Annotated in this window: 10 protein-coding genes; 3 read left to right on the forward strand and 7 right to left on the reverse strand. The window is 69.6% G+C overall.

The genetic code is table 11. From position 1 onward, the window contains the following. Positions 1-20: 20 nt before the first annotated feature. A complete protein-coding gene (locus tag ACGFNU_RS28340; protein ID WP_392598368.1) occupies positions 21-1,244 on the reverse strand; it encodes an MFS transporter in 1,224 nt (407 codons plus the stop codon). Positions 1,245-1,326: 82 nt separating this feature from the next. Continuing rightward, positions 1,327-2,196, reverse strand: a complete 870-nt coding sequence (locus ACGFNU_RS28345) for a hypothetical protein (RefSeq protein WP_392598370.1) — start codon at positions 2,194-2,196, stop codon at positions 1,327-1,329. A gap of 293 nt (positions 2,197-2,489) precedes the next feature. Between ACGFNU_RS28345 and ACGFNU_RS28350 the strand changes: the two genes are divergently transcribed. Continuing rightward, on the forward strand, positions 2,490-4,274 hold the full coding sequence (locus tag ACGFNU_RS28350; RefSeq protein ID WP_392598372.1) for an alpha-L-fucosidase: 1,785 nt from the start codon (positions 2,490-2,492) through the stop codon (positions 4,272-4,274). A gap of 4 nt (positions 4,275-4,278) precedes the next feature. On the opposite strand, the gene ACGFNU_RS28355 is transcribed toward ACGFNU_RS28350, so the two are convergent. From ACGFNU_RS28355 to ACGFNU_RS28375, 5 genes are read right to left on the reverse strand one after another with little or no spacing between them, the layout of a single operon-like run. Then, complete coding sequence (locus ACGFNU_RS28355; RefSeq protein ID WP_392598374.1) at positions 4,279-6,435, reverse strand: xanthine dehydrogenase family protein molybdopterin-binding subunit; 2,157 nt, start codon at positions 6,433-6,435, stop codon at positions 4,279-4,281. Continuing rightward, complete coding sequence (locus ACGFNU_RS28360; RefSeq protein ID WP_392598376.1) at positions 6,432-7,403, reverse strand: FAD binding domain-containing protein; 972 nt, start codon at positions 7,401-7,403, stop codon at positions 6,432-6,434. The genes ACGFNU_RS28355 and ACGFNU_RS28360 overlap by 4 nt, the downstream gene beginning before the upstream one ends. After that, the gene (locus ACGFNU_RS28365) at positions 7,403-8,014 is read right to left on the reverse strand and encodes a (2Fe-2S)-binding protein (protein WP_392598378.1); all 612 of its coding nucleotides are present in this window, start codon (positions 8,012-8,014) and stop codon (positions 7,403-7,405) included. The genes ACGFNU_RS28360 and ACGFNU_RS28365 overlap by 1 nt, the downstream gene beginning before the upstream one ends. Before the next feature lie 17 nt (positions 8,015-8,031). Next, the gene (locus tag ACGFNU_RS28370; protein ID WP_392598380.1) at positions 8,032-9,237 is read right to left on the reverse strand and encodes an alginate lyase family protein; all 1,206 of its coding nucleotides are present in this window, start codon (positions 9,235-9,237) and stop codon (positions 8,032-8,034) included. Between the two features lie 19 nt (positions 9,238-9,256). Beyond that, on the reverse strand, positions 9,257-11,593 hold the full coding sequence (locus ACGFNU_RS28375) for a glycoside hydrolase family 3 protein (protein ID WP_392598382.1): 2,337 nt from the start codon (positions 11,591-11,593) through the stop codon (positions 9,257-9,259). A gap of 338 nt (positions 11,594-11,931) precedes the next feature. Between ACGFNU_RS28375 and ACGFNU_RS28380 the strand changes: the two genes are divergently transcribed. Continuing rightward, positions 11,932-12,465: a tetratricopeptide repeat protein gene (locus ACGFNU_RS28380; protein WP_392598384.1), complete on the forward strand. Its 534-nt coding sequence runs from the start codon at positions 11,932-11,934 to the stop codon at positions 12,463-12,465. Between the two features lie 14 nt (positions 12,466-12,479). Next, entirely contained in the window at positions 12,480-12,671 is a 192-nt protein-coding gene (locus ACGFNU_RS28385) for a hypothetical protein (RefSeq protein ID WP_392598386.1), read from the forward strand. Positions 12,672-12,697 lie beyond the last annotated feature (26 nt).

A 12,697-nucleotide genomic window follows, 5' to 3' on the forward strand; every position in this document is an offset into this window, starting at 1 on the left:
AACGCGGAGGGTCGGTGCGTTCAGGCGGGTGATGGGGTGGGGTGTGTTCGGGGGGTTGTTGCGGGCTGGTTTTGGGCCCAGCGGATGGCTAGGGGGGCTAGGAGGCCTGTCAGTAGGAAGAGGGCTCCTACTACGTACCAGCCTGGGCGGCCCCAGGTTATGCAGAGTGTGATCAGGAGGGCGGGGCCTAGGGCGTCTGCCAGGCCTGCGCCCAGGCCGAACACGCCCAGGTATTGGCCGGTGGCGTGAGTTGGAGCTAGGGCGAAGGAGACTTCGAAGCCTCCGGCGGAGTGCCATAGCTCGCCGATCGTGTGGATTACTACTGCGGCCATGATTAGCGTTACGGCGGCCCAGGCTGGTATTCCGGCGGCTAGGGAGAGCAGCGCGCAGGAGATGAAGAACGCTAGGCCGGAGCGGCGGTAGGCGCCTCCACCGGCGGTGGGGGAATTGATGCCGCGGCTGGCTCTTACCTGGAGCGCTATGACGAGGATGGTGTTGACGAGCATGGTGCCTGAGACGAGCCAGCGGGGTGCGGTGGTCTGTATCAGCCAGAGCGGGATGGCCACCGTGAGCACCTTGAACTGGATGGCCATGATGCCGTCGATGGTGGTGAGCACGAGGTAGGGCTTGTCTCGGAGGGCGATCCAGCGAGGGCCTTCGGTGTGCGGTTCGGGCCTGATCGGGGGGAGAAAGATCAGGACTGCTGCGGCGGCCATGAAGGCGATCGCGTTGCCGGCCACTAGGAGTTGGTACGCGGTGAGGTTGTCTACCTGGACGGCCCAGCCTGCCATGAGGGCGCCCAGGGAGACGCCTACGTTCGTCACGGCGCGGAGGTAGGCGCGGAATTCCTGCGGCCGGTCCCCTCCGTAGTGCCTGATGAGCGGGCTGCGGGCGGCCAGCCCGGCGGCGCGGGCTGCGGTGGCTGTGCAGACCGCCAGAACGAACGGCCAGAAGGTTTCTGTGAGGACGAAGGCTGCTGTTGCGAGCGCCTGGATGACGAGGGTGGTCGTGTAGACGCCACGTGCTCCGTACGTGTCGGCCAGGTGGCCGACGGCGATTCCTACCGCCAGCGCGACGAAACCTGCGATGCCTAGGCCCAGCCCCACCTGGCTTGCCGGAAGGTGAACCGCCTGGGTGAAGTACAACACCCCGGCGGTCAGGTAGAGGCCGCTACCAACGGTGTAGACGAAGTTGGAGGCGGCGATGACGCGTTGTGGTCCGGCGTCCGGCAGCAGGTGGGGCATGGCGTTCCTGGGCAGGCGTTATGAGGCCTGCCCAGCTTGCTGCAAATAACTTGCAATAGCAAGGTGCTTGCAGTTGCCTTCTTTAGGCCAGGCGTTCTATGCGGGCTCTGCGGATCAGGTTCTTGCCCGGCTCGCGGACCTGCTCGAACGCGGCGTTGTTGAGCAGGGCGCAGCTCCCTGAGACCGACGTGACCTCCACGGTGGTGGACTTGTTGTTGTCGAGGTTGGTCACCTTGATCCGCGTCCCGACCGGGAGCTGGTTGCTGGACGCGGCGGGGGCGCCGGCCTCGCCGGAGAGCGTGACGGTCGAGCCGGGGCACACGACCTGGCCCACCGCGCCTTGGTCTGGGGCGGGCGCGGCAGGGGCCGTGCTTGCCTCGGGGCTGGTCGAGCCTTGGGCCGGGCCCGGGTTGGCGCCGCCGGTGGACGAGCCGGACTGCTGTGCCGCCGCTGCGGCCTCCTCCGGGCCGCAGAACGTCTCGGTGAACGCGTCGACGGTTTCGCCGCGCGCCTTCTTCGCCCGGGCGCCCAGGCAGAGCGAGGTCACCTTGTTCGCCGGACCCGCGCCGGTCTGCGCGTTCTTGGCGTTGGCGAACCGTTCACGCTGGCGGCACGTGAAAGCGAGGTCGAAGTTGAGCGCGGGATCGCCCTGGGCCGCCCGCGCGTTCACTGCCTCGCACGTCTTGCTATTGAGCACAGCCGGTTGCTCACCACGAGCCCTCGCCGCCTGCCGCTCCTGTTCGAGCGCCGCGAACTCCGTCTGGTCGCACTGCTTGGCGGCACCGACGTCCACTGCCTGTCCGGCCGAGATCTGCTGCTGGATCTGCGCGCAGGCAGCGGACGACTGAGCGGCGACCCTTCCGGCGACGCGCTGCTCTCCTGAGCCACAGGCCGCCGTTCCCGCCAGGCACAGCACTCCCAGCAGGCCGACCATGAGCCTTGTACTTCGCACAAATCCGCTCCTTCCACGGGCGATCTTCGCCCGTACTACGGAGCCCTCCGGCGCGAAGGTTCATCCTTTAAATCGGCCTGTACTGTGCCTCAAATCCGGCAGAAGGCCTGGTCGCGCGGCCTGTCCCGGCTCGCGATCGGTGAACGCCTCGCCGTTCGCCGCCGGACGCGGTGGCCCGGCGTTCGGCGCGGCCAGTGGTCGGATGAATCAGTGTATTGACGGCCCTGCCGTCCGCGTTTAGCGTCTCGAAGGATGTATACATAGGATGTATTTGCGTCGGGAGTGAGAGCCCCATGCCATCCCGCAGGCTCGCCGCGTTCGTCTCCGCCCTCGTCCTCGCCGTGACCGCACTCGTCCCGGTCGCGCACGCCGAGCTCTTCCATCCGCGCCAGCAATGGCTGCGCGCGTCTCTTGGCGGGCTCTTCCTCCATTGGGGCATGCGCACCGCCCCTGGCTACACCGACTGCGCCGCCTGGGAGAAGGCCGTCACCGACGGCGGCTGGACCCCTGACTACTGGGTGGACGAGGCGCGCAAGCTCAACGTGCAGTATCTGGTGCTCGCCTCGTTCCACAGCCGTCTCGGGTACGCGCGTGCGTGGCCGTCCAAGGTGCCCGGCACGTGCAGCACCAAGCGCGACTTCCTCGGTGAGCTCACCAAGGCTGCCAAGGCCAAGGGCCTGAAGACCATCCTCTACATGACCGACGACCCCAAGTGGTACTGGGAAGGGCTGCCCGAGGGGCAGAGCTGGATGGACTCCGCGGCCTACTCCGCCTACAAGGGGAAGCCGGTCGACCTGCACACCCGGCCGGGGTTCGGCGAGTTCAGCTATGACAACTTCGTCGAGGTCATGCGCACCCACCCCGACCTGGCGGGCTTCTGGATCGACAACGACAACGAGTACTGGGAGCAGAACGGCCTCTACGAGCGGATCCGCGCCGAACGCCCGTCCTGGACGCTCAGCAACAACAACGAGGACACGCCGATCATGGACATGGTCAGCCATGAGCAGAAGGTCGGCATGACCCCGCCCTACGACTACCCGCAGGCGGTGCTGACCCCGATGCCGCGGCTCACCGAGGGCGAGTGGAAGCTGCCCACCAAGGGCGCCTGGTGGTACGACGGCACCGACGCGGACGTGGACTACCCCGTGACGATGGGACGGATCTTCACCAACGCGGGATCGTCGGTGAAGTCGCTGATGGCCGAGACCGCCATGGTCAACGGGCGGTTCCCGCCCAAGCAGGAGGCGTTCAACGACTTCGTCGCCGGTTACCTGCCGAAGGTGATGCACACGATCCGCGGCGTCGAGGGCGGCGGTTACATGTACGGCGGCCTCCAGCCCGGCTTCTGGAACGACGGCGCGCACGGCGTCACGACGATCAGCAAGAGGAACCGCGATCTGCACTACGTCCACGTGCTGACCCGGCCATCGACTGATCACGTCACCATCCGCGACAACGGCTACAAGGTGCTGCGGGTCACCGACGTCCGGACCGGCCGGAGAATGCCGTTCAGCCAGGCGGACGGCTCGTTCACCATCAAGGGCATCAGCCAGTGGGACACCTACGACACCCCGTTCCGCGTCGACACGCTCGGACGGTACGGCCGTTACCCGAACGGCTGGGTCGCCCCGTCGGCGACCGCCTCGGCCGAGGGTTTCCCGGCGGCCAACCTGACGGACGGCGACTACCTGACCTGGTGGGACAACGGGCGGACGCTGCCGGTCTCGATCACGCTCAAGCTCAAGGTGCCGCTGCTGCCCGTCAAGTATCTGGCGATCAACCAGCGCGAATGGTCTCCGACGTACAACCGCAACTCCTTCGGCCGCCCCGAGGACTCCGCAAGGATCAAGAATTACCGGGTCTATGCGAGCAAGGACGGGGTCAACTGGGGCGAGCCGGTCAAGACGGGCACACTCGAAAGCGCCCGCGGCGTTCGTTTCGTCGACCTCGACCTGCGCGGGGCCCGCTTCGTGAAGCTGGAAGTGCTCGACACCTGGGCCAAGCCCGACGCGCCGAACTACTACCAGCGGCTCCTCATCGACGAGCTGTGGCTCGGCACCCACTACGTGCGATGACGATCTAGAGGAGTTTGTCGAGGGTGATGGGAAGGTCGCGGACGCGCCTGCCGGTGGCGTTGAAGACCGCGTTCGCGACCGCCCCCGCCGCCCCGACGATGCCGAACTCGCCGATGCCGCGGGCGCCGAGCGGGCTCAGCGCGGTGTCGGGGTGATCGAGGAACCGCACGCCGATGTCCGGAATGTCGGCGTTCACCGGGACGAGGTAGTCGGCGAGGTTGGCGTTCGCGAACCGTCCGGTCGTGGGCTCGATCTTGGTCTCCTCCAGCAGGGCGTGGCCGATGCCCATGACGACGCCGCCGATGATCTGGCTGCGAGCGGTGTCGGCACTGACGATCCGTCCCGCGTCGGCGACGGTCAGCCAGCGGGAGACGCGGGGTTCGCCGGTCCACCGGTTGACCCGCACCTCGCAGAAGTGCACGCCGAACGACCGGAAGCCGCGCGTGCGGTCCTGGTTGCGCGGCGAGGTCGCGGTGGCCTCCACGCCGGGCACGTCGAGACGGGTGAGCAGATCCCCGAATGACATGGTGAGGCCGTCGGCGACGAGCCTCCCGTCCTCGAAGCGCGTCGCCTTCCCGTGGAACGGAGACCGCTCGTCCGTCACCGCCACCCGGATCATCTCGGTCATGGCGGCGTCGGCGGCGAGTTGGACGGCGGGGCCGTTGGCTGACGTGGAGCCTGAGCCGCCGGCGTTGGCGGCGACCGGTGACGCCGAGTCGCCGAGCTCGGCCCGGACGCGGCGCACCGGGATCCCGAGGCTCGCGGCGGCGAGGCGCGCCCACACCGTGGACTGGCCGGTGCCCAGGTCGGCTCCCGTCCCCGAGACGGTGGCGGTGCCGTCCGCCGCCAGCCGCACCTTGATCGACGCCTGGCCGCGGGACGCGCCGTAGGTCGCCGTCGCGACGCCGAGGCCGACCCGCCAATCCCCGTCGAGGACCGCTCCGGGACGCGGGTTCCGCCGCGACCAGCCGAACTCTTCGGCGCCGACGCGGTAACACTCGTCCAGGTGCTTGCTCGACCAGGGCAGGCCACTGCTTGGCACGACCGGCGAGTCGTTCTTGCGGCGGAGTTCGAGCGGGTCCATGCCGAGCTTCTCGGCCAGCTCGTCGAGCGCGCTTTCCAGGGCGAACGAGCCGTTGGCCTCCCCCGGCGCGCGCATGATCGTGGTGACCGGCACGTCGAGGGTGACGACCTTGCGACCGGTGTGGAGGTTGGCCGAGCCGTAGAGAGACATCGTCAGGTTGGCCACGGACTCGAAGAAGCCGTTCGAGGCGGACTTGCTGGAGATGCCATCGTTCTTCACTGCCGTAAGCACCCCGGCGCGAGTGGCCCCAAGCGACACGGTCTGCGAGGACGCGGGACGGTGCCCGACCACGGTAAACGTCTGCTCGCGGGTGAGGATCGTCTTCACCGGACGTCCGAGGGCGCGCGCGGCGGCCGCCGTCAGCGGCGTGTGCGCCCACATGCCCCACTTGTTACCGAAGCCACCGCCGACGTGCGGGTTGATGACGTGGATCTTCGCGGCGTCGATGCCGAGGGTCTCGGAGAGCCTGGCGACGGCGAGCATCGCCCCCTGGGTGGCGGTGTAGATGGTGAGGTGGTCGCCGTTCCAGGTCGCCGTCGTCGGGTGGGGCTCCATCGCGGCATGGCTGTTGCTCGGCGCGGTGTAGGTCGCGGTGATCCGCACCTCGCTCGCGGCCAGGGCCTCGTCGATGGAGCCGACCCCCGGCGCGAGCACGTCGGTGGTCGGCGAACCGGAGGGCGGCGGCGTCGCGTCCTGGATCCCGTCCTTGAACGAGGCCCGCACCGGCTCGGCGGCGTACCGAGTCTGGATCAGCGCGGCGGCGTCCCGCGCCTGCTCGAACGTCTCGGCCACCACGACGCCGATGGCCTGGCCGTAGTAGCGGACGCTCGTGTCCTGGATCGGCGGGGTGAGCTCCGCGTTCTCCTCCTTGGCGTAGCGGAAGAGCTTGAGCGGATTGAACGGGGTGTAGACGGCCAGGACGCCGGGAGCGCGCTCGGCCGCGCCGGTGTCCATGGCGGTGATCGTGCCGCGCCCGATGGTGCTCGTGACCAGGTATCCGTAGGCGAGGCGATCGAGATGGTGGTCGCCGGCGTACGCCGCGGCCCCGGTCGCCTTGAGCCGCCCGTCCACTCTCATGATCCGCTCGCCTCCATCAGGGCGCGGGCGATCGTGCGCCGCACGAGCGTCACCTTGAACGCGTTGTCCGCCAGCGGCCTCGCCCCCTCGGCAGCGGCCTCCGTAGCGGTGGTGAACGCCTGCTCGGTCGCGGGGCCGCCGCGCAGCGCGGCCTCCACGCCGGGCAGCCGCCAGGGCACCGTGGCCACGCCGCCAACGGCCACCCGCGCGTCCCGCACCCGTCCGCCCCGCAGGTCGAGCGCGACGGCGGCGGAGGCGAGCGCGAACTCGTACGACATCCGGTCCCTGACCTTGACGTAGGTGGAGCGCCGGGCCCAGCCCAGGCGCGGAACGACGACCTCGGTGATGAGCTCGCCGGATCTCAGGTCGTTCTCGACGTGCGGCGTGGCGCCGGGGATGCGGTAGAAGTCGGCGAGCCGCACCGAACGCCGCCCACCGGCCCGACTTACCAACCGGACGGACGCGTCCAGGGCGACCAGCGCCACCGCGAGGTCACTGGGATGGGTCGCGACGCAGTTGGAGCTGGTGCCGAGGATCGCGTGTGCGCGGTTCTGCCCGGTCTGGGCGGGACATCCGCTGCCAGGCTCGCGCCGGTTGCACGGCGTGGTCACGTCGCGGAAGTAGCCGCAGCGGGTGCGTTGCAGGAGGTTGCCGCCGATGGTGGCCATGTTGCGCAACTGGGGCGAGGCGCTCTGCAGCAGCGCCCGCGAGACGACCGGCGGTACGGCACGGTGCCTGGCGACGTCGCCCATCCGTTCCAGCGCGCCGATGTGGAGCCCGTCGTGGCCGCCGCGGATACCGCGCAGCGGGAGGTCGTTGATGTCGATGACGTGCTGCGGCGTCAGCACGTCCAGCTTCAGCAGGTCGACCAGCGTGGTGCCGCCCGCGAGGAACGCCGATCCGGGACCGGCCGCCAGCCGCAGCGCCTCGTCGGTGCGGGCGGGGGCGGCGAAGTCGAAGGCGTGCATCAGGGGGCCACCTTCTTGATCGCGTCCACGATGTTGGGGTAGGCGCCGCAGCGGCAGATATTGCCCGACATCGCCTCCCGGATGCCCTCGTCGGTGCGGGGACGACCCTCGCGTAGGAGCGCGGCGGCCGACATGACCTGGCCGGGCGTGCAGAAGCCGCACTGGAGGCCGTCGCAGTCGATGAACGCGCGTTGGAGCGGATGCAGCCGATCGCCCTTGGACATCCCCTCGATGGTGGTGACCGTTCGTTCGTGCACGGCGGCGGCGAGGGTGAGGCAGGCGAGGACGCGGCGGCCGTCCACATGAACCGTGCAGGCGCCGCACTGGCCTCGGTCGCAGCCCTTCTTGATGCCGGTGAGCCGGAGCCGTTCGCGCAGCAGGTCGAGCAGGGTCACGCGCGGGTCGACGGCCAGCCTGGTGGTCTTCCCGTTCACCTTGAGCACGACCGTGACCTCCGAGCCGGGCGCTACGCCCGCCGCGTCCGCTGCACCCGTCGCGCCCGCCGCGCCGAGGTCGGTGGGCGCGACGGGGACGATCGGGGTGGCCGGGACGAGCATCGCGCCGGCCGAGACGGCCGTGCGGCCGAAGAATCCGCGCCGCGACAGCGTCATGGTGGCCTCCTCCAGGCTCAGGGGTTGTTCGCGTGGGTGAGGGTCTCCCAGGCCAGGAAGTAGTTGGCCCCGGCAGGCCGTTTGCTCTCGGTGTAGCGCTGGGTGGTCGGCATCTCGATCCCGGCCCGGTTCCGGTAGTGGTTGAAGACGACCTCGGTGGTCGGGCCGAGGCCGAGCTTGACCGAGCCCCCGCACAGGGAGGACGGCACGGACGCGCCCGTCTCCAGCCTCGTGTGGAAGTAGAAGCCGTCGGTGAGGCGCTTCTGAACCTCGCCGTAGAGGTTCAGGCCCTGGTGGTGGGCGGTTTCGGCGACGTGCGCGGCGGCTTCGAGTCCCCAGCCGGTGTGGCCGAAGTCGCGGCAGGTCTCCTGGGCGAGCCCGTCGGTGAACGTCGACTGCCCCTGCCAGTAGTCGATGAGCGCGGAGCCGGACTTCGCGCAGTTCGGCGGCGCCTTCGGCATCGCGCCGTCCGAGGTCTGGTAGACGTACGCCGGGACGCGGCCGCGCCAGATCCCGACCGCCTTGTCGAACGAGGCCCGGTCGTCGAGGAACACCGCGATCCCGGTCGCGGCGTCCATCATGATGAGCTCCCAGTTGCCGTTCGTGCAGCCGCGGCCGTTGACCACCTCGGGCAGGTAGACGGTGCGGAGCATGGTGGCGAAGCGGCTCGCCTGCGCCCAGCTACCGGTGTAGGTGTGCTTGATGAGCTCTCCCGCGCGGGAGAACGGGGCGCCCGCCCAGCCCGTCTGCAACGGCGCGTTGTGCCCGGTGTGATCGGTGACCACCGCCGACCAGGCGTCCATGATCTGAATGGCCTTCTTCGCGTACCGCTCGTCGCGGGTGACGTACCAGGTCAGCGCGTGGGTGTACGCGGCGATCGCGTCCCCGCGCTCGTCCGTGCAGCCGAGGTTGGGATTGGACGAGGGGCCGCACTCGACGACGGCCCGCGGCTTCGGCGTCCACGAGAGCGACGCGTACGAGCTCGCGCGCATCGCGTCGTAGGCGGCCTTCTGCGGCTGCGTCCCGGCCAGCGCGCGCTGGCGCATGACGTCGAGCTGGCCGCGGCTGACCAGCACCCCGGGATGGACGAACGGAGCGGCGGCCCGCGCCGCCGGGCCGGACGGCGCGGCGGAGCCGGACGGCGCGGCCGAGGCGGGCGAGATCGCGGCGGGGAGCGGCACGGCGAGGAGAACCGCGACGGCTACGGCGAGAAAACGGTGCATCGGTGACCCTTCGGGGTGATCATCGGTGAACTTTCACGGTGAGCGGCAGGTTTCGGGAGGAGGTGCCCGCCGACACGGTGTACGTGCCGGACGGGACGACCCAGGCGTGCGCGCCCACGTCCCAGCTGGCGAAGGCACGTTCGTCGAGCGTGACGGTGACGCGGCGGTGCCGGCCCGGGGCCAGCGAGATCTTGGTGAATCCCGCCAGCCGCCGGGGCGGGGCCGCCGCATCGTGCCCGTCGGCGCCGCCGACGTACACCTGGACGACCTGGCTGCCGCGCCGGTGGCCGGTGTTGGCGACGTCCACGCTCACCCGATCACCACGCACCTTCAGCCGCGAGAGGCGGAACGTGGTGTAGGAGAGGCCGTGGCCGAACGGGAACAGCGGCTCGATGCCCTTGGCGTCGAAGTGCCGGTAGCCGACCCGGAGCCCCTCGGAGAAGGTGGCGACCCCGTTCACGCCCGGGTATTGCTCGGGCGTGCTCGCGGGGGTGTCGGCCAGGCTCTTCGGGAAGGTGATCGGCAGCCGTCCGGACGGGTCGCGGTCGCCCAGGAGCACCGACGCGGCGGCGTTGCCGTGCTCCTGGCCGGGGTACCAGGCCTGGACGATCGCGGCGACCTCGCCGGCCCACGGCATGAGCACCGGGCCGCCGGTGTTGAGGACGACGACCGTGCGCGGGTTGGCGCGGGCGACGGCCTCGATCAGCTGGTCCTGGTGACCGGGGAGTCCCAGACCGGGCCGGTCGCGACCCTCGGTGTCCTTGTTGGCGGCGAAGACGACGGCGGTGTCGGCGGTGCGCGCGACCCGGACGGCCTCGGCGATCTGCGGGTCGGCCAGGCCCGGCGGCGGCGTCCACGCCACCGAGATCATGGCCTGCCCGCTCGGCTTGCTCCAGTCGACCTGGAACGTGTGCCGCTGCCCGGCCGTCAGGTGCACGGTGACCGACTTGGTGGCGCTGGGGAAGGAGCCCGCGTTCTCGATCAGCTTGGTGCCGTCGAGGTAGAGGGACGCTGCCCGGTAGTTGGTCAGGTGAAGCGTGTAGTCGCCGTCGGCCGGGGCGGTGAGCGAGCCGTTCCAGCGGATCGACCAGCCGTCGGGAGGAAAGCCGGGTACGTGCGGCGGCCCGCCGGAGGGGTCGATCGCGATCCACGGATCGACGCGAGTGAGCGCGGGTTCGCCCGTCCAGGTCGGGTTCTTGAAGTAGCGAGCGGTCAGGCCCGGCTTGCCGTCCTCCGAGGTCAGCGCGTACGTGGGGATCGCGGGCTGCGGGCCCAGCTCCACCGGCGGCATGCCCTGCGCGTGCGTGACCCGCACTCCCCTGCGCTTGAACGCGTCGAGCGCGTTCACCTGGTAGGTCGGGGCGACGCCGACGCTGCCACCGCCGCCGATCACGGCGGTGCGCGAGGACGGGCCGATCAGCGCGACCGAACCGCCCCTGCGCAGCGGCAGCACCCGGTCGTTCTTGAGCAGCACGGTCGCGTCTTCGGCGACCTGGCGCGCGACCGCGCCGTCCCCCTCCACATCGATCGGCCGCGTGACCTGCGGCCGGTCGAAGATCCCGAAGCGGAACATGGGGGTGAGGACGCGGCGCACATGGTCGTCGAGGTTGGCCATGCTCACCTGACCGGCCTCCACCGCGGCCTTCAGCTTCGCGCCGTAGTACTTGCCGACGGGCAGCTCGAAGTCGAGGCCGCCCTCGGCGCAGCGCACGGTGTCGTAGCAGGAGTTGAAGTCGGAGACCACGAGGCCGTCGAAGCCCCATTCGTTCTTGAGCACCCCCTGCAAGAGCTCCTTGTGCTCACACGCGTGCGCGCCGTTCACCAGGTTCTTGGCGCACATGATCGCGCCTGCCCGGCCGTCCTTGACCGCCATCTCGTAGGGCCGCAGGTAGATCTGCCGGAGCGTGCGCTCGTCGATCTTCTCGTCGACCGTATTGCGATCGATCTCCTGGCTGTTGGCCACGAAGTGCTTGGGCTCGCCAATGACGCCCTGCCCCTGAATGCCCTTGACCGCATCGGTCACGATGCGGCCGGAAAGATAGGGATCTTCACCAAAGGCCTCGAACGTGCGGCCGTTCAGCGGCACCCGCGCGATATCAACATCGGGCCCCTCCATCAGGTTGCGCCCGGTGTCGCGGGTCTCCCGTCCGAGCACCTCCCCGTACGCCCGCGCCGCCGCTCCGTCGAAGGTCGCGGCGACACCGAGCGGTGCCGGCAGCGCCGTCGTCTGGGGCTGGACCGGCCCGCCCGACCCGACCCCCGCGGGCCCGTTGTTGAGCCGCAAGGCCGGTATGCAGAGCCGCTCGATGGGCAGCGTCTCGCGCGCGTACCGGTCGTCGGACAGTGAGGCGGTCATCGACGCCTTCTCATCAAGCGTCATCCGCGGCAGCAGCAGCGCGGCCCTCTGCGCAGCCGGGAGCCTCCGGTCCATCCAAGGTTCGCCGGAACAACCGATGGGGCGGTCCTCGGCCCGGGCGGGCGCCGAGAGCACCGAACTCAGGAGCAGGAACGTGCCGATCGTAAGCAGTACGGGGTGCCTGGCCATACCTCAGGAAAGCGCTTACTAGCGACCCTGTCCAGAGATTCATCCGATCAATCCCCGCTAGAATCGCCACACCTCCCCCGAACAGGCCCTTTGATCACACATACATCGGAGGAAAGTTGAAACCTGGATCACCTCGGTAGGTTCGGCCCATGGAAGAACTCTCCACGGGGATCGGCCCCGCCGCGAAGATCGCTCTAAAGCACGCAGCGGCCGAGGACGACGCGTCCATGTGGTGCGCGAGGCTGGCGCGGTTCGGAATGATCGAGGAGGCCGAACGCCACTTCCGCCCAGCAGCCGAGGACGGCGATCTCGCCGCGATCAAGTGCATGGTGTGGCTCGCGTGGGAGGCCGGCCGCGACGCGCAACCCTGGCTCGAACGCGCCGTCGAAGCCGGAGACCCGTGGGCGATGTACGAACTGGGCGCCTCCCTGCCGCAACACCCGAAGGGACGGCAGGAAAAGGAGCGGTGGTACCGCCGCGCCGCCGAGGCGGGCCATGCTCTGGCGATGAACGACCTGGCCGCCCTCCTCAGCCGCGCCGGTCTCCGCGAGGAGGCCATGCGCTGGTACCAGCGCGCCGCCGAGGCCGGTGTCGAGATCGCGATGAACAACCTGGCCGTCCAGTACGTCCTGCAGGCCAGACCACAGAGGCCGAGCAATGGTTCCGAACGGCCATCAACGTAGGCAACGTCAACGCGATGGCCAACCTCGGCCGCCTCAAACTGGAGGCCGGCGAGCCAGAAGCGGCCGAGTCATGGTTCACCGCCGCAGCCGAGAAAGGCCACGAGGGAGCCATGCAGCAACTCATCGACCTCATGGCTGAGGGTGGCCACCAAGACGAAGCCAACCAATGGCGCGCCCGCCTCGAAGGCGGCGCCGAGCCGATCTAGACGCACGCCTGCGGTGGAATGAGTTG

This window comes from Spirillospora sp. NPDC048911 (assembly GCF_043198015.1).
Taxonomy (GTDB): Bacteria; Actinomycetota; Actinomycetes; order Streptosporangiales; family Streptosporangiaceae; genus Spirillospora.